Source organism: Rathayibacter sp. PhB127 (assembly GCF_003751665.1).
Lineage (GTDB): Bacteria > Actinomycetota > Actinomycetes > Actinomycetales > Microbacteriaceae > Rathayibacter > Rathayibacter festucae.
The window spans coordinates 478,776-494,565 of record NZ_RKHW01000001.1; the positions used below are offsets into that span (position 1 = coordinate 478,776).

Consider the following 15,790-nt stretch of genomic DNA (forward strand, 5'->3'; position numbering starts at 1 on the left):
CAGACTCGTCTTCCGACGCTGGTGGATCTCGATACGCCCGCTCCGCGGGCTACTCGATCAGCATGGAGGGAAATGCTGGTCGAGTAGCCGCGGAGCGGCGTATCGAGACCCGTGTCAGCTGTCGATCACCCTGACCAGCTCCTCGATGAAGCCGCCGAAGTCCGCGGAGCGGCGGATCAGGCGCTGCACCTCCGCGCGGTCGGCGAAGACCTCGACGAACTGGTCGAAGACGGACTGGAAGCTGCTGCGGCCGGCGGAGGCGAAGGCGATCATCGCGATCACGTTCACCCGCTGCTCGCCCCACGCCATCGGCACGTCGTTCACGACGATGGCGATCGCGGTCCGGCGCGCGCTCATCGCCATCGCGTGCGGGACGGCGAGGTTGTCGGTAAAGGCGGTCGAGCTCATCCGCTCGCGCTCGATCGCCCCGTCGACGTAGTCCTCGTCGATGATGCCGCCGGCGATCATCCGCTCGCCGAGCAGCCGGATCATCGCGGCTTCGTCGCGCGCGTGCACGTTCCGGAAGAAGAGCGACTCGTCGAAGAACTGCAGCAGCTCGTCCTTGATCCGCGCGCGGCGCCGGTGCCGGCGCACCCGGGCGATCGCACGGCGCACGGCGTCCACGTCGTGGTCGGTGAGGAACGGCTGCACCACGACGACGTCCTCGGAGGCGGGCCGCTCGTCGATCGTGGTGATCACCAGATCCGCGGTCAGGCGGTCCCAGTCGACGTCGCTCCGGGTGATCAGCGAGCGGACCTCCACCTCGGTGCCGAGCGAGCGCTCGACCCGCAGCCGCAGCATGTGCGCGAGGTCGTAGTAGTTGGGGCAGACGATGACGCAGGAGAGCCGCTCCTCGCGCCGGGACACCCGCTCGAGGAAGGAGCCGACGTGCAGGGCGATGTAGGCGATCTCGTCCTCGTTGACGGTGATCCCGCGCAGCCGCTGCAGTCCGCTCGCGAGGAACACCGCGATCTCGTAGGTCATCGGGAAGCTGGTCTTGATCGAGCGGGTGAGCGGGTTCCGCGAGTAGCCGCCCTCGGCCGCCCGCGCGACGAGGTTCCGCACGTGCAACGCGAGGCGGACGATGAAGCCCTCGTCGTCCAGATCCACGAGATAGGCCTCGTTCACATCGGCGACGAGCTCGCGGACGACGGCGACGTCCTCCGGATCGAGGTAGTTCTCGACGACGGCGGCGACGGGCTCGTTCTGACCCGGCGTCGCCACCCGCGTGGTCATCAGGATCGCCAGCTGGGCGAGCTCGGCGTCGGTGAGCCGCGTGGCGAAGTGGCGCTCGACGAGCTCGGCGAGCAGCGCGGCGAGCTCGCCGTGCACCGCGGGGGAGGGGCGCGAGCCCGACGGGTCGCCGATGCCCCGGGAGATGCGGTCGACGGCGATCGCGATGTGCAGCAGCACGCTGTTCACGCCGTAGTCGTTGATGTAGTAGCCGCGGGTCTCGAGCTCGGCCAGCAGTTCGGTCTTGAACGCGCCGAGACCGGGGGAGGCGAACTCGCGCTGCACGTCGTCGAGCGTGAAGACGCCCTGCGCGCTCTCGTCGCGGAACATCCGCGAGATCAGCCGGCGCCGGGCCTCCTCGCTGCCCTCGAGACGAACGGAAGGGCCGCGGCGCACGAGGGCCAGGCCGGACTCGTCCGCCAGCGCCTTCACCCGGCGCAGATCGGCGTCGATCGTCGACTCGCTGACGGAGAGCGTCTCCGCGAGCGCCGCGACGTCGAGTCCGTCGTCGGAGTCGACCAGGCGCCGGACGATGCTGTACAGCCGGTCGCGCGGGGTGTCCGGCTCGTCGTCGCGGAGCAGCCGGGTCTCGAGGAACGCCGTGTACGCGTCGCGGGCGAGCCGGTAGCCGTTCGCCGACGACTCCACGGGCTCGAGCGGAGCCGCCTGGGCCTTCACCGCCGTCACGTAGCTGCGGACGCTCCGGGTGGTGACCCCGAGCCGGTCGGCCAGCTCGTGCGCGGTCACCCAGCCGTCGGCGCGGGAGAGGTACTCCAGCAGTCGTTCGCGGTTGTCAGGCATCGGTCTTCCAGTCAACCATCTCCGGCTCGGCGCGGTCGGACCCGCGCCGAAGCCGCCGGGAGCGCTCTTCCGCCCCCGCGGAAGATTGTCTGCGGGGGGCGGACGCGCGGCCCCCGAGATGCTTGGATGAGGCAAGACCCGGACGCGAGGAGGCGAACGAGGTGCGCACGATCCTGATCGTCTGCGGTGCAGGCGCGTCGAGCACGTTCCTGGCCCACCGGCTGCGAGCGGGCGCGAAGCAGCGCGGCATCGATGCCGTGTTCCGATCCGAGACCCTTCCCGGTCTCGCGGACGCTCTGCCCCAGGCGGACGTCCTCCTGGTCGGACCGCACCTCGAGCCGCAGTTCGACGAGCTCCGCCAGCGCGCGGTGCACGTCGGCGCCGCGGCAGCACTCCTCCCGCACGACGTCTTCGGGGCGCACGGTGCCGATGCCGTGCTCGACACCCTTCCCGTCCTCTTCGCCGCTCGCGCGGTCGTCGCAGGATCGGACGGGGACGCCCCACCTCCCGCCCCGGGCCTCGCGCCCGGCGCCGGGAACCACTGACGCAGTTCCGACTGCAGGATCAAGGAGAAACGTTCATGGTCGAGCGCACCGTGCAGGTTGCATCGTCGAAGGGCCTCCACGCCCGCCCCGCCTCGCTCTTCAGCCAGGCCGCGGCGAAGTCGGGTCAGAAGGTCCTGGTGAAGAAGGGCGAGGGCACCGCGGTGAACGCGGCCTCGATCCTCGGCATCATCTCGCTCGGCATCGAGCACGGCGACTCGCTGACCCTCTCGGTCGAGGGTGACAACGAGCAGGCGATCCTCGACGAGCTCGCGGAGTTCCTCTCCACCGACCACGACGCATAAGACCCCTCGCCCCACCGCCCTCTCACCGACGAGACGCACGACAGGAACCGGGAACCCATGACGCTGTCCACTCCTTCCACCGCCTACGCCTCCGCGAAGCTCCAGGGCACCGGAGTCGGCCGCGGCCTGGCCCTCGGGCCGGTGCTGCGCATGCCCGACCCGCTCCCCGAGCCCGAGGACACCGCCAGCACCCGCTCCGTCGCCCAGGAGGAGGAGCGCGCGGTCGCCTCGCTGTCGGCGACGGCAGCGACCATCCGCCACCGCGGTGAGCGCGCCGGCGGCTCGGCGAAGGACGTCCTCGACGCCCAGGCGCTGATGGCGGAGGACCCCTCGCTCGCGGACGACGTCAAGACCCGCCTCGCCGCGGGCAAGACCGCCGAGCGCGCGGTGCACGAGGCGTTCGCCGGCTTCCGCGACCTGCTGGTCGCGATGGGCGGCTACATGGCCGAGCGCGCGACCGACCTCGACGACGTCTCGCAGCGGGTCGTGGCCCACCTGCGCGGCGTCCCGGCGCCCGGCGTCCCGGAGTCGGACGAGCCGTTCGTGCTCGTCGCCCGCGACCTCGCGCCGGCCGACACCGCGCTGCTCGACCTCGAGAAGGTCCTCGGCCTGATCACCAGCGACGGCGGCCCGACCTCGCACACGGCGATCCTCGCCCGCGAGAAGTCGATCACCGCCATCGTCGGCACCACCGGCGCGCTCGACCTGCGCGACGGCCAGCTCGTCATCCTCGACGCCTCCTCCGGCGTCGTGACGGTGAACCCGTCCGACGTCGAGATCGGCGACGCGAAGTCCTCGATCGCGGAGCGCGCCGAGATGCTCGCCGCCCCCGTCGTCCCCGGCGCCCTCGCCGACGGTCATGCCGTGCCGCTGCTGGCGAACCTCGGCTCCGCCGACGGCGCCGAGAACGCCGTCGAGCTCGGCGCGGAGGGCGTGGGCCTGTTCCGCACCGAGTTCCTCTTCCTCGACGCGAAGGAGGCCCCGACCGTCGCCGAGCAGGCCGAGCAGTACACCCGCCTCCTCGCCGCCTTCCCCGGCCGCAAGGTCGTGGTGCGCGCGCTCGACGCCGGCGCCGACAAGCCGCTCGCCTTCCTCAACGACAACCACGAGGAGAACCCGGCGCTCGGCCTCCGCGGCCTCCGCGCCCTGCGCGCGAGCGAGCAGATCCTCCGCGACCAGCTCACCGCGCTCGCCCAGGCCGACGCCGCGACCGACGCCGACCTCTGGGTCATGGCGCCGATGGTCGCGACGGTCGACGAGACCCGCTACTTCACCTCCATGGCCAAGGAGCTCGGGATCCGCACCGCCGGCGTGATGGTGGAGGTCCCCTCCTCCGCCCTGCTCGCCGACCGGATCCTCGGAGTCGCCGACTTCGCCTCCATCGGCACCAACGACCTGACCCAGTACACCCTGGCAGCGGACCGGATGCTCGGCACCGTGTCCGCCTTCCAGGACCCGTGGCACCCCGCCGTCCTCCGCCTCGTCGGCGAGGTCGGCCGCGCGGGCGCCGCACTGGGCAAGCCCGTCGGCATCTGCGGCGAGGCCGCCGCGGATCCGCTGCTCGCCGTGGTCCTCGTGGGCCTCGGCGCGACGACCCTCTCGATGTCGCCGTCGGCTCTCGCCGACGTCCGCGCCGAGCTGGCCGAGCACACCCTCGAGGACGCGAGGCGCTACGCCGAGCTCGCCCTCGCGGCCGACAGCGCGGCGGACGCCCGGTCCGCCGTCACCGAGGCGATCGCCGCCTCCTGATCCCGGGGATCGCGCGGCCCGCATGCGCACGATCCTCCGCAGCACCACCCCGCACCACCCCTGCACCACCCCGTCTCGTCCCGCCCCGCGGGAGCCCGGTCCGCCTCAGGAGCGACCGGATCTCCCACCCTCAGAATCGGAGAACACACCACATGACAACGACGTCAGCGACGTCGACGCGCGGAGGTACGCGCGTCCACGTCCAGCGATTCGGCACCTTCCTCTCGGGGATGGTCATGCCGAACATCGCGGCCTTCATCGCGTGGGGTCTCATCACCTCGCTCTTCATCGCCGCGGGTTGGCTGCCCAACGGCATCCTCGGCGGCTTCGGCGACGCGGCCCAGATCGGCTGGGAGGGTGCCCGCACCCAGCTCGCCGCCGGTGAGGACGGCGCGACCTTCCAGCAGTACGTCGGTCTCGTCGCCCCGATGATCACCTACCTGCTCCCGCTGCTCATCGCGAACACCGGTGGCCGCATGGTCTACGGCCAGCGCGGTGGCGTGGTCGCCTCGATCGCCACCATGGGCGTCATCGTCGGCGCCACCATCCCGATGTTCCTCGGCGCCATGATCATCGGCCCGCTCGCCGCGTGGCTGATGAAGAAGGTCGACTCGATCTGGGACGGCAAGATCAAGCCCGGCTTCGAGATGCTGGTCAACAACTTCTCCGCCGGAATCCTCGGCATGCTCCTCTCGCTGGGCGCGTTCTTCGGCATCGCGCCGATCATCTCGTTCCTCACCAAGATCCTCGGCGACGGCGTCGACCTCCTGGTGAACGCGGGCCTGCTGCCGCTGACCTCGATCTTCATCGAGCCGGCGAAGATCCTGTTCCTCAACAACGCCATCAACCAGGGCGTCCTCACCCCGCTCGGCACCGTCATGGCGCAGGAGCAGGGCAAGTCGTACCTGTTCCTGCTCGAGGCCAACCCCGGCCCCGGCATGGGCGTGCTGCTCGCCTTCGCGATCTTCGGTGTGGGCATCGCCCGCGGCTCCGCTCCCGGCGCCGCGCTGATCCACTTCGTCGGCGGCATCCACGAGATCTACTTCCCCTACGTGCTGATGAAGCCCGCGCTCGTCGCGGCCGTCATCCTCGGCGGCATGACCGGTGTCGCGACCAACGTCGCGTTCGACTCCGGCCTCGTCGCCCCGGCGTCGCCGGGATCGATCATCGCGGTGCTCCTGCAGACCTCGCGGGACAGCTACCTCGGCGTGATCCTCTCGGTCCTGCTCTCGATGGCCGTGTCGTTCGTCGTCGCGTCGTTCATCATCCGCGGCAGCCGCAAGCGCGACCTCGACGCGATGGCCGCCGGTGACGACAAGCTCGCCGCCGCCGTCGCCGCCAACTCGTCGAACAAGGGCAAGGAGAGCGCCGTCGGCTCGCTCCTCAACGCGAGCGGCGCCTCCAACCAGGACGGTGCCTCGGCGACCGCCACCGCCACCCAGGTCCGCAACATCGTCTTCGCCTGCGACGCCGGAATGGGATCGTCCGCCATGGGCGCCTCCGTCCTGCGCAACAAGATGAAGAAGGCGGGCTTCGAGGACGTCACGGTCACCAACAAGGCGATCGCGGCCCTCGAGGACGACGTCGACCTGGTCATCACCCAGGCCGAGCTGACCGAGCGGGCGCGCCAGCGCACGCCGGGCGCGATCCACGTCTCCGTCGACAACTTCATGAACAGCCCCAAGTACGACGAGGTCGTCTCGCTCGTCGCGGAGCAGCACGGCAAGTAGTCGGGAACACCCCTGAGGGAGCCCGTAGGGTGCGACGTGGCGGAGACGCTCCGCTCGCCCCTGCGGGTTCCCTCATTCGTTCACCACCCACGGAAAGGACGCACGCCATGAGCGATGTGCTCACCATCGGACAGATCAACGCCTCCGGCACCGCCACGTCGAAGGAGACCGCCATCAAGGAGGCCGCCGACATGCTGGTCGGCGTCGGCGCCGTGACGCCCGCTTACCACGAGGCGATGCTCGCCCGCGAGGCGACCGTCTCCACCTACATGGGCAACCTGCTCGCCATCCCGCACGGCACGAACGACGCGAAGGACGAGATCCGCTCCTCGGCGCTCTCCTTCGTCCGCTACGCGCAGCCGATCGACTGGGACGGTAACGAGGTCCGCTTCGTCGTCGGCATCGCCGGCGTCAACAACGAGCACCTCGAGATCCTCTCCAAGATCGCGATCATCTTCTCCGAGGAGGACGAGGTGCAGAAGCTCCTCGACGCCCCGGACGCGCAGTCGCTCTACGCGCTGCTGGGCGAGGTCAACTCCTGATGCCCACCGCCGTCCACTTCGGCGCCGGCAACATCGGTCGCGGCTTCGTCGGGCTGATCCTGCACGGTGCCGGCTACGAGCTGGTCTTCGCCGACGTCAACGCGGCGCTGATCGACCAGCTCGCCGCCGCCGACAGCTACGAGGTGCACGAGGTGGGGGAGTCGTCCGCGACGCACGTCGTCGACGGCTTCCGCGCGATCAACTCGGCGAGCGACGAGGAGGCACTCGTCCGCGAGATCGCCGCCGCGGACATCGTCACCACCGCGGTGGGTCCGAGCATCCTGCGCTTCGTCGCCCCGGTGATCGCGAAGGGCCTCGCGGCCCGAGCGGAGTCGGCGCCCCGCCTGGCCGTGATGGCGTGCGAGAACGCGATCAACGCGACCCGTCTGCTGCAGACCGAGGTCGCCGCGAGCCTGGGCGCGGACGAGTGGGAGCGCCTGCGCACCCGCGCGGTCTTCGCCGACACCGCGGTCGACCGCATCGTGCCGAACCAGGCGGCCGGCCAGGGTCTCGACGTCACGGTCGAGAGCTTCTTCGAGTGGGTCGTCGACCGCACGCCGTTCGAGGGCTCCGAGCCCGCGATCCCCGGCGCGACCTGGGTCGACGACCTCGAGCCGTTCATCGAGCGCAAGCTCTTCACGGTGAACACCGGACACGCCACCGCGGCGTACGTCGGCTTCGCGGCCGGCGCGCACAAGCTGTCGGACGCGCTCGCGCTGCCCGAGGTGCACGATGCGGTGAAGGCCGCGCTCGAGGACACCAAGACGCTGATCGTCGAGAAGCACGGCTTCAGCGACGAGGAGCAGGAGGCCTACCTCCAGAAGACGCTGAAGCGCTTCGCGAACCCGGGTCTCACCGACACGGTGGACCGGGTCGGGCGCCAGCCGCTGCGCAAGCTCTCGCGGCACGAGCGCTTCATCGGCCCGGCGGCGGAGCTCGCGGAGCGCGGGCACGTGCCGAGCGGACTGCTGACGGCGATCGGCGCGGCCCTCCGCTTCGACGTGCCGGAGGACCCGCAGAGCGTCGAGCTGAAGGAGAAGCTGGCGGCGCTGTCGCCCGAGGAGTTCGTCGCCGAGGTGACCGGCCTCGGCGCGGACCACCCGCTGTTCGCGCAGGTCGTCGCGGTCGTCCGCGGCTGACCATCGCGGGTCCGCGTCCGGAGGGGCGGGATCGGGTGCTCCGGCATCCGGCCCCGCCCCTTCGCGGTTCCGGGGGTGGGCCGGACTAGAAGAGGCGCCAGCGGGTCAGCGGCCAGGCGACGGCGAAGACGCGTCCGACCACCCGCTCGATCGGCACCGTCTTCACGCAGGAGTCGATCGGGCCCGGCGCCCCGCGGCAGTCGCCGAGCGAGTCGTTGGAGTTGGAGCGGTGGTCGCCGAGGACGAAGAGCGTGTCCTCCGGCACCGTGTACTCCTGGAAGCAGCGGGTGGAGGCCGGCTGCGAGTCGCAGTCCTGGGTGCCGGGGGTGAACGGGAAGTCCTCGAAGACGTAGTCGCCCGCGAGCGGCTGCCCGTCCACGAGCACGTGCCCTTCGGCATCGCAGCAGGACACCGTCTGGCCGGCGGTCGCGATCACGCGCTTCACGAGGAACTCCTCGTGCGACGGGCCGATGCTCGTGACGTCGCCGAAGTACTTCACCGCCTCGGAGAGCGGGTTCCCGATCGCGTCGGTCGCGCCCCAGCGCGCGTCGCGCGAGAAGACGACGATCTGCTCCGACTCCGGGGCGCCGTGGAGCGCCGCGGTGCGGTCGACCAGGATGCGGTCGCCGAAGAAGCCGCCGCCCTGCAGCGTGTTCTCCATCGAGCCGGTCGGCACGGTGTACACCTTCACGAAGAAGGTCTGCACGAGGGCGATGACGACGATCGCGACGAGCACGGTCACCAGGGGGTGCGAGTACCAGCTCCGCCGGCTCCTCGCCGTGCCGTCCGTCGTCTTCTCCGTGCGCGCCATCCGCGGTCCCTTCGACGAGGGAGAGCCTAGGCGGCGGCCGTCGTGCTCGCGCTCCGCGGCGCGCACACCGCCGTCCCCGGCGGGTGCCCGCCCCCGCCCTGAGGCGACACGCCCGGGCTGGCGGAGAAGCGGGGATTCGCGTAGTATCGACCCTTGGTGTTTGCGCGTGCTCCGGCACGCCCGCGCACCGCTCCCCAGGCTCCGCCCGGGGGGAGGATCGTCGCGAAAGCATTCGCACGACCAGTACACACACTACTTCCGAACGACAGTGAGGCTATGGCCAAAAAAGACGGTGTCATCGAAATCGAAGGTGCGGTTGTCGAGGCGCTCCCCAACGCGATGTTCCGCGTGGAGCTCACCAACGGACACAAGGTTCTCGCCCACATCTCGGGCAAGATGCGTCAGCACTACATCCGCATCCTCCCCGAGGACCGCGTGATCGTGGAGCTCAGCCCCTACGACCTGACCCGCGGCCGGATCGTCTACCGCTACAAGTAGACGTTCGCTCCGCTCAGTTCGCGACGTGCGTGTCCTGTAAGGAACGGCCCCGGCATCCGCCGGGAGCACGACGCCAGCGAAAACAAGGAACAGAACAATGAAGGTCAACCCCAGCGTCAAGCGCATCTGCGACCACTGCAAGATCATCCGCCGCCACGGCAACGTGATGGTCATCTGCAGCAGCAACCCCCGCCACAAGCAGCGCCAGGGCTAGTCCTCCGGGACACCCGGCGCTCCTGCGAGGAGCGCGGGCGGGAAACCGCCCAGCAGCACGGCAACACACCACCCCGCAACGTCAGAAATCGCGCAGCACTCCGGGTCTCCCGGAGTGAACGGCGAGGACACCTTCGGTCGGAGGCCGAGGCACCGACGTTGCTTCACACCTCCACTCACTCACAGGAGAAGCCACCATGGCACGTCTGGCAGGAGTAGACATCCCGCGCGAGAAGCGCGTGGAGGTCGCACTGACCTACATCTACGGAGTCGGCCGCACCAGCGCGCTGAAGACGCTGAGCGACACGGGGATCGACGGCGACATCCGCGTCAAGGACCTCACCGACGACCAGCTCGTCGCGCTCCGCGACTACATCGAGGGCAACTACAAGGTGGAGGGAGACCTCCGCCGCGAGGTCGCCGCCGACATCCGCCGCAAGGTCGAGATCGGGTCCTACGAGGGCATCCGCCACCGTCGCGGCCTCCCGGTCCGTGGACAGCGCACCAAGACGAACGCTCGCACCCGCAAGGGCCCGAAGCGCACCGTCGCCGGCAAGAAGAAGGCCGGCCGCAAGTAACGCGGGCGACACGGACCTAGAGGAGATAACAAGTGGCTACCCCCAAGTCGGCCGCGCGCAAGCCGCGCCGCAAGGAGAAGAAGAACATCGCTGTGGGCCAGGCCCACATCAAGTCGACGTTCAACAACACCATCGTGTCGATCACCGACCCCGCCGGGGCCGTCATCAGCTGGGCCTCGTCCGGTGGAGTCGGCTTCAAGGGCTCGCGCAAGTCGACGCCGTTCGCCGCCCAGCTCGCTGCCGAGTCGGCCGCGCGTCAGGCGCAGGAGCACGGCATGAAGAAGGTCGACGTCTTCGTGAAGGGCCCGGGCTCGGGTCGCGAGACCGCGATCCGCTCGCTCCAGGCCGCAGGCCTCGAGGTCGGCTCGATCAACGACGTCACCCCGCAGGCGCACAACGGCTGCCGCCCGCCGAAGCGCCGTCGCGTCTAACGCAGCACTCGCAGCCGTCGGCCGGCCGAACGAAGCGCTCTCCAGCGCGGCGTGAGGCCGGCCGGCGGATCGCGCATTTCTTTCACAACTTCAGACTCGCAAACGCACGTGTCATATAGCGGACACGTGATCGAAAGGAATCAACAGTGCTTATCGCACAGCGTCCGACGCTCACCGAGGAGAACATCTCGGAGTTCCGTTCCCGCTTCGTCATCGAGCCCCTCGAGCCCGGCTTCGGCTACACGCTCGGCAACTCGCTGCGTCGCACCCTGCTGTCCTCCATCCCCGGCGCCGCTGTCACCAGCATCCGGATCGACGGGGTCCTGCACGAGTTCACGACCGTCCCGGGCGTCCGCGAGGACGTCACCGAGATCATCCTGAACATCAAGGGACTCGTCGTCTCCTCCGAGCACGACGAGCCGATCACCGCCTACCTGCGCAAGCAGGGCGCCGGCCAGGTCACCGCCGCCGACATCTCGGCTCCGGCCGGTGTCGAGATCCACAACCCGGACCTCGTCATCGCGACCCTGAACGACAAGGCGAAGTTCGAGCTCGAGCTCACCATCGAGCGCGGCCGCGGCTACGTCTCGGCGACCCAGAACCGCAGCGAGTTCTCCGAGGCCGGCCAGATCCCGGTCGACTCGATCTACTCGCCCGTGCTCAAGGTCACCTACCGCGTCGAGGCCACCCGTGCCGGCGAGCGCACCGACTTCGACCGCCTGGTCGTCGACGTCGAGTCGAAGCCGGCGATCACGCCGCGCGACGCCATCGCGTCGGCCGGTCGCACGCTGACCGAGCTGTTCGGTCTCGCCCGCGAGCTGAACAACGCGGCCGAGGGCATCGAGATCGGCCCCGCGCCGGTCGACGCCGTCCTCTCGACCGAGCTGTCCATGCCCATCGAGGACCTCGACCTCTCGGTGCGCAGCTACAACTGCCTCAAGCGCGAGGGCATCAACAACGTCAATGAGCTCGTCGCCCTCTCGGAGACGCAGCTCATGAACATCCGCAACTTCGGTCAGAAGTCGGTGGATGAGGTCAAGGAGAAGCTGACGGAGCTGGGCCTGTCGCTGAAGGACTCGGTCCCCGGGTTCGACGGCGCCCACTTCTACAGCTACGACGACGAGAGCATCTAGGTCTCCGCTCCGGCGTTCGACCTTCTGACACCCCTTTAGTACTGGAGTAAAGCCATGCCCAAGCCCACGAAGGGCCCCCGCCTCGGAGGCGGTCCCGCACACGAGCGTCTGCTGCTCGCGAACCTGGCCGCGGCCCTGTTCACGCACAAGAGCATCAAGACGACCGAGACCAAGGCCAAGCGCCTGCGTCCCCTCGCCGAGCGTCTGGTGACGTTCGCGAAGCGCGGCGACCTGCACGCCCGCCGCCGCGTCCTCGCGACCATCGGCGACAAGAGCGTCGTGCACGAGCTCTTCACCGAGATCGCGCCGCTCGTCGCCGAGCGTGAGGGCGGCTACACCCGCATCACGAAGATCGGTCCCCGCAAGGGCGACAACGCCCCGATGGCCGTCATCGAGCTCGTCCTCGAGCCCGTGACGCCGAAGGTCAAGAAGTCGCGCACCGGCGCCGCTCCCGTCTCGGCTCCGGTCGAGGACGAGACCGTCGTCGCGGACGCCCCCGCCGAGGACGCCACTGTCGAGGAGGCGCCCGTCGCCGACACGACCGAGGCCGACGCGACCGTCCAGGACGCGCCCGTCGAGGACGCCCCGGTCGAGACGACCACCGAGACCAAGTAGTCCCGAGCGCGTCTCGAGAGCCCTCCGCCCCCTCGGGGACGGGGGGCTCTCGTCGTTCCCGGCCGCGGCACTCCTGCGTGCTCGGTGGCGCGGAACGTCGCTTACGATGGCGGGATCGTCCCGACAGAGGGGCGGAGGCGTCCGGTACCCGGGCCTCCGTCCTCGTCGGCCAGCAGGAGGAGTTCCGTGCGCGCGCACCATGCGGTCCTGCTCCTCGCCGCGACGGCCCTGCTGGCGGGCTGCTCCTCCACCGGGGTCGTCGACGTGCCGGAGTCGGCGCGCACGACGGCGCCGAGCGCCGCCTCCGAGTCCGTGCCCAGTGCGACCGCCACGACCCTCGCGCCGGCGGCTCCCGCCCTCGACTGCTCCGCGGCCCTGCCCGCCTCGGCGGTCGAGACGGCGGTCGGTCTGTCCGCCGGGACGGCCGTGCTCGTCCAGGCGGGGGACACCTGCTCCTACGGCATCGCCGGCAACCCGTCGGCGGTCCTCGTCACCGTCGGGCCCGCGCGGCTCGCGGAGACGTTCGCCGGTGCGGGCGAGGCCGTCGGCGCCGTGCCGGCTCCGCTGGGGGAGGCGGCCTACCGGCTCGAGGGCTCGCCGACGACGCCGTCCCAGCTGGCCGTGCTGGCGGGCGGCTACGAGCTGCACGTCGAGTCCTTCGTCGGGGATCAGGACGTCATCGCCGACTGGGCGGTGGCCGTCTTCGACTCGCTCGGCGTCCGGCTCTCGGCGGGCTGATCCGCGATCCGAGGCGGCCCGGCGGACGACCTAGACTCGTCGGGTGCTCCACCGCGTCCGCCTCGACCTGGCCTACGAGGGCACCCACTTCGCGGGCTGGGCGCTCCAGCCCGGCCTCCGCACGGTGCAGGGCGTCCTCGAGGACGCGCTCGGCGTGCTGCTGCGCTCGGAGGAGCGGACGGTGGTCACCGTCGCGGGCCGCACCGACGCGGGCGTGCACGCGAGCGCTCAGGTGGCGCACCTGGACCTCACGCCCCAGCAGTGGTCGCGCCTGAACGGCAGCCCGCGGGCCGGGACCGAGAAGGTCGCGCCCGAGGTCGTGCTCCAGCGCAAGCTCCAGGGGATCCTCGGTCAGTACTCGGACCTGTCCGTGCACCGGGTGACCCGGGCGCCCGAGGGCTTCGACGCGCGCTTCTCCGCGCGCTGGCGGCGCTACGAGTACCGGCTCGCCGACCGCACCTCGCTCCGTCGGCCGCTCGAGCGCGGCTTCACGACCTGGATCAACGAGGCGGTCGACGAGGGCGTGATGGCGCAGGCGGCCGAGTCGCTTCTCGGCCTGCACGACTACGCCTCGTTCTGCCGCGCGCGCGTGGGAGCCACCACCATCCGGAGCCTCCTCGACTTCACCTGGGAGCGCGACGAGGACGGCGTGCTGCACGCGCACCTGCGCGCCGACGCCTTCTGCCACAGCATGGTGCGGGCGCTCGTCGGCTCCTGCGTGGCCGTGGGGATCGGCAAGCTGGACGCGGGAGAGCTCCCGCTGCTGCGCGACGCCGCCCGCCGCACGAACGCCTTCGCGGTCATGCCGGCGCGCGGCCTCATCCTGCGCGAGGTCGATTACCCTGAGGATTCAGAACTGGCCGAGCGGGCCGTGCTCACCCGGGTGAAGCGCACCCTGCCCGGCGGGGACGCCCAGGGGGAGGACGACGAGTGATCCGCAGGAACCACCGCGTGAGGGCGCTGGTCGCCGCGCTCGTCCTGCCTGCGGGGCTGCTGCTGGCCGGCTGCTCGTCGTCGGCGATCGACGTGCCGGACCGGGCGCCCGCCGCCGCGGTCGACTCCACCGCGCCGACCGCCGTGCCCACCGCGGTGCCGACCGCTCCCGCGGCCGAGCCGACCGCCGGTGCGACGGTCGAGGTCCTCGACTGCGCCGCGGTGCTTCCGGTGCCGGCGATCGAGGCGGCGCTCCAGCTGCCCGAGGGCTTCGTCACCGCCTCGGATCAGGGCTCCGGCTGCGCCTGGGCGATGGCGGGCAACCCCGCCGCGCTCGTCCTGCAGACGGCGACCGGCGCCACCACGGCCGACGTCGCCGCGCAGGAGTCCGCGGCCCCCGTCGGGCCGAGCGGGCTGGGCGACGCCGCCTTCTTCCGCGCTGGCGACCCGGCGGTCGACCCGGCCGCCACGGTCGTCGTGCTCGCCGGGGATCGGCTGCTCTCGCTCCGCTCCTACGTCGGCGGCCAGGCCCCGCTCGAGGAGCTGGCGACCGAGGTCCTGGCCGCGCTGGGGCAGGACGACTCCTGACCCGGACCGCCCGGGGGAGCGCGGCGGCGAACCCGTGAGCTTCCGCTCCGGTACGGATTGCTGTACTGTCGACCCTTGGTGTTCTCGGCCGCGTGCCGGCACCCGAAGTTGAGCCCTCCATCGGATCGGTTCGGCCCCCTCGCGGGTCGAACGGCCACGGAGCGGGATTCACGAACTCCTCACTCCGATCAGAAAGCAGCACTCACGTGACTCGCACTTTTTCTCCGAAGCCGGCTGACGTCCAGCACGACTGGATCGTCATCGACGCGTCCGACGTCGTGCTCGGCCGTCTGGCCACCCACGCCGCTGCGCTCCTGCGCGGCAAGCACAAGCCGACGTTCGCGCCGCACATGGACATGGGCGACTTCGTCATCATCGTCAACGCCGAGAAGGTGGCCCTCACCGGCCAGAAGCTCCTCCAGAAGAAGGCGTACCGCCACTCCGGCTACCCGGGCGGCCTCACGGCCACCACGTACGCCGAGCTCCTCGAGAAGAACCCGATCCGCGCCGTCGAGAAGGCCATCCGCGGAATGCTCCCCAAGAACTCCCTCGGTCGTGCGCAGCTGCGCAAGCTGAAGGTCTACACGGGCACCGAGCACCCTCACGCGGCTCAGCAGCCCAAGGCGTACGCCTTCACCCAGGTCGCCCAGTAGGCTCCGGCCCTCCCCGACACCCCAGACTTCGAAGACAAAGGATCACCTACACCGTGGCGAAGATCGCAGACCAGATCGACGTGGCTCCCGAGAGCTACTCCACCGAAAGCCCGGCCACCGAGGCGTCCTCGACGCCCCGCGCCGTCCTCAACGTCTCCGGCGCAGCCGTGGGCCGTCGCAAGCAGGCCATCGCCCGCGTGCGCCTGGTCCCGGGCTCCGGCAGCCTGACCGTGAACGCCCGCGAGTTCGCGGAGTACTTCCCCAACAAGCTGCACCAGCAGCTGATCAACGACCCGTTCAAGGTCCTCGACCTCCTCGGCTCGTACGACGTCGTCGCGAAGATCACCGGCGGTGGCCCCTCCGGCCAGGCCGGTGCACTCCGCCTGGCGATCGCGCGTGCGCTGAACGAGATCGACCGCGAGAACAACCGCGCCATCCTCAAGAAGGCCGGCTTCCTCACCCGCGACGCTCGCGTCATCGAGCGCAAGAAGGCCGGTCTCAAGAAGGCCCGCAAGGCGTCCCAGTTCTCGAAGCGCTAGTCGCTGCGGCCCCCGTGGC

The 15,790-nt window shown here is 70.6% G+C and carries 19 protein-coding genes; 17 read left to right on the top strand and 2 right to left on the bottom strand.

The features are described 5' to 3' along the window. Positions 1–114: 114 nt before the first annotated feature. Positions 115–2,034, bottom strand: a complete 1,920-nt coding sequence (locus EDF22_RS02365; protein WP_123702112.1) for a BglG family transcription antiterminator — start codon at positions 2,032–2,034, stop codon at positions 115–117. Positions 2,035–2,195: 161 nt separating this feature from the next. Between EDF22_RS02365 and EDF22_RS02370 the strand changes: the two genes are divergently transcribed. From EDF22_RS02370 to EDF22_RS02395, 6 genes are all read left to right on the top strand, one after another. Then, on the top strand, positions 2,196–2,579 hold the full coding sequence (locus tag EDF22_RS02370; protein WP_159423403.1) for a PTS sugar transporter subunit IIB: 384 nt from the start codon (positions 2,196–2,198) through the stop codon (positions 2,577–2,579). Between the two features lie 35 nt (positions 2,580–2,614). Continuing rightward, positions 2,615–2,881, top strand: a complete 267-nt coding sequence (locus tag EDF22_RS02375) for an HPr family phosphocarrier protein (protein WP_123702116.1) — start codon at positions 2,615–2,617, stop codon at positions 2,879–2,881. 150 nt (positions 2,882–3,031) lie between these two features. Next, complete coding sequence (gene ptsP / locus EDF22_RS02380) at positions 3,032–4,630, top strand: phosphoenolpyruvate--protein phosphotransferase (protein WP_243587258.1); 1,599 nt, start codon at positions 3,032–3,034, stop codon at positions 4,628–4,630. Positions 4,631–4,782: 152 nt separating this feature from the next. Beyond that, positions 4,783–6,360: a PTS mannitol transporter subunit IICB gene (locus EDF22_RS02385; RefSeq protein ID WP_123702120.1), complete on the top strand. Its 1,578-nt coding sequence runs from the start codon at positions 4,783–4,785 to the stop codon at positions 6,358–6,360. A gap of 107 nt (positions 6,361–6,467) precedes the next feature. Next, the gene (locus tag EDF22_RS02390) at positions 6,468–6,902 is read left to right on the top strand and encodes a PTS sugar transporter subunit IIA (RefSeq protein WP_123445065.1); all 435 of its coding nucleotides are present in this window, start codon (positions 6,468–6,470) and stop codon (positions 6,900–6,902) included. Then, positions 6,902–8,041, top strand: a complete 1,140-nt coding sequence (locus EDF22_RS02395; RefSeq protein ID WP_123702122.1) for a mannitol-1-phosphate 5-dehydrogenase — start codon at positions 6,902–6,904, stop codon at positions 8,039–8,041. Before EDF22_RS02390 ends, EDF22_RS02395 begins: the two co-directional genes overlap by 1 nt. Positions 8,042–8,126: 85 nt before the next feature. On the opposite strand, the gene lepB is transcribed toward EDF22_RS02395, so the two are convergent. Continuing rightward, on the bottom strand, positions 8,127–8,852 hold the full coding sequence (lepB, locus tag EDF22_RS02400) for a signal peptidase I (protein ID WP_123702124.1): 726 nt from the start codon (positions 8,850–8,852) through the stop codon (positions 8,127–8,129). A gap of 276 nt (positions 8,853–9,128) precedes the next feature. On the opposite strand from lepB, the gene infA reads away from it, so the two are divergent. The 11 genes from infA to rpsI all read left to right on the top strand — a co-directional run bounded on the left by infA (position 9,129) and on the right by rpsI (position 15,771). Further along, complete coding sequence (infA, locus tag EDF22_RS02405; RefSeq protein WP_022883252.1) at positions 9,129–9,350, top strand: translation initiation factor IF-1; 222 nt, start codon at positions 9,129–9,131, stop codon at positions 9,348–9,350. A 97-nt stretch (positions 9,351–9,447) separates the two neighbouring features. After that, positions 9,448–9,564 carry a 50S ribosomal protein L36 gene (gene rpmJ, locus EDF22_RS02410; RefSeq protein ID WP_055787164.1) on the top strand — a complete coding sequence of 39 codons (117 nt, stop codon included), beginning with the start codon at positions 9,448–9,450 and terminating at the stop codon, positions 9,562–9,564. 196 nt (positions 9,565–9,760) lie between these two features. Then, positions 9,761–10,141, top strand: a complete 381-nt coding sequence (gene rpsM, locus EDF22_RS02415) for a 30S ribosomal protein S13 (RefSeq protein WP_123445068.1) — start codon at positions 9,761–9,763, stop codon at positions 10,139–10,141. 32 nt (positions 10,142–10,173) lie between these two features. Beyond that, entirely contained in the window at positions 10,174–10,572 is a 399-nt protein-coding gene (gene rpsK, locus EDF22_RS02420; RefSeq protein WP_056037257.1) for a 30S ribosomal protein S11, read from the top strand. 146 nt (positions 10,573–10,718) lie between these two features. Beyond that, positions 10,719–11,705 (top strand): DNA-directed RNA polymerase subunit alpha, encoded by a 987-nt coding sequence (locus EDF22_RS02425; protein WP_123445069.1) that lies wholly within the window; start codon positions 10,719–10,721, stop codon positions 11,703–11,705. 54 nt (positions 11,706–11,759) lie between these two features. Next, a complete protein-coding gene (rplQ, locus tag EDF22_RS02430; RefSeq protein ID WP_123702126.1) occupies positions 11,760–12,320 on the top strand; it encodes a 50S ribosomal protein L17 in 561 nt (186 codons plus the stop codon). 186 nt (positions 12,321–12,506) lie between these two features. Beyond that, entirely contained in the window at positions 12,507–13,058 is a 552-nt protein-coding gene (locus EDF22_RS02435) for a hypothetical protein (RefSeq protein WP_123702128.1), read from the top strand. 43 nt (positions 13,059–13,101) lie between these two features. Continuing rightward, positions 13,102–13,992 carry a tRNA pseudouridine(38-40) synthase TruA gene (locus tag EDF22_RS02440; RefSeq protein ID WP_123702130.1) on the top strand — a complete coding sequence of 297 codons (891 nt, stop codon included), beginning with the start codon at positions 13,102–13,104 and terminating at the stop codon, positions 13,990–13,992. After that, positions 13,989–14,579 carry a hypothetical protein gene (locus EDF22_RS02445; RefSeq protein ID WP_123702132.1) on the top strand — a complete coding sequence of 197 codons (591 nt, stop codon included), beginning with the start codon at positions 13,989–13,991 and terminating at the stop codon, positions 14,577–14,579. Before EDF22_RS02440 ends, EDF22_RS02445 begins: the two co-directional genes overlap by 4 nt. A gap of 206 nt (positions 14,580–14,785) precedes the next feature. After that, the gene (gene rplM / locus EDF22_RS02450; protein WP_123445074.1) at positions 14,786–15,232 is read left to right on the top strand and encodes a 50S ribosomal protein L13; all 447 of its coding nucleotides are present in this window, start codon (positions 14,786–14,788) and stop codon (positions 15,230–15,232) included. A 53-nt stretch (positions 15,233–15,285) separates the two neighbouring features. Continuing rightward, entirely contained in the window at positions 15,286–15,771 is a 486-nt protein-coding gene (rpsI, locus tag EDF22_RS02455; protein ID WP_123445075.1) for a 30S ribosomal protein S9, read from the top strand. Positions 15,772–15,790: the final 19 nt, after the last annotated feature.

What these genes read in the sequence shown, in the direction of transcription:
- EDF22_RS02385 (WP_123702120.1), top strand. Translation starts at nt 4,783, where the DNA reads ATGACAACGACGTCAGCGACGTCGACGCGCGGAGGTACGCGCGTCCAC.
- rplQ (WP_123702126.1), top strand. Translation starts at nt 11,760, where the DNA reads ATGCCCAAGCCCACGAAGGGCCCCCGCCTCGGAGGCGGTCCCGCACAC.
- EDF22_RS02365 (WP_123702112.1), bottom strand. Translation starts at nt 2,034, where the DNA reads ATGCCTGACAACCGCGAACGACTGCTGGAGTACCTCTCCCGCGCCGAC.
- infA (WP_022883252.1), top strand. Translation starts at nt 9,129, where the DNA reads ATGGCCAAAAAAGACGGTGTCATCGAAATCGAAGGTGCGGTTGTCGAG.
- rpsM (WP_123445068.1), top strand. Translation starts at nt 9,761, where the DNA reads ATGGCACGTCTGGCAGGAGTAGACATCCCGCGCGAGAAGCGCGTGGAG.
- EDF22_RS02395 (WP_123702122.1), top strand. Translation starts at nt 6,902, where the DNA reads ATGCCCACCGCCGTCCACTTCGGCGCCGGCAACATCGGTCGCGGCTTC.
- ptsP (WP_243587258.1), top strand. Translation starts at nt 3,032, where the DNA reads ATGCCCGACCCGCTCCCCGAGCCCGAGGACACCGCCAGCACCCGCTCC.
- EDF22_RS02375 (WP_123702116.1), top strand. Translation starts at nt 2,615, where the DNA reads ATGGTCGAGCGCACCGTGCAGGTTGCATCGTCGAAGGGCCTCCACGCC.
- rpmJ (WP_055787164.1), top strand. Translation starts at nt 9,448, where the DNA reads ATGAAGGTCAACCCCAGCGTCAAGCGCATCTGCGACCACTGCAAGATC.
- lepB (WP_123702124.1), bottom strand. Translation starts at nt 8,852, where the DNA reads ATGGCGCGCACGGAGAAGACGACGGACGGCACGGCGAGGAGCCGGCGG.
- EDF22_RS02390 (WP_123445065.1), top strand. Translation starts at nt 6,468, where the DNA reads ATGAGCGATGTGCTCACCATCGGACAGATCAACGCCTCCGGCACCGCC.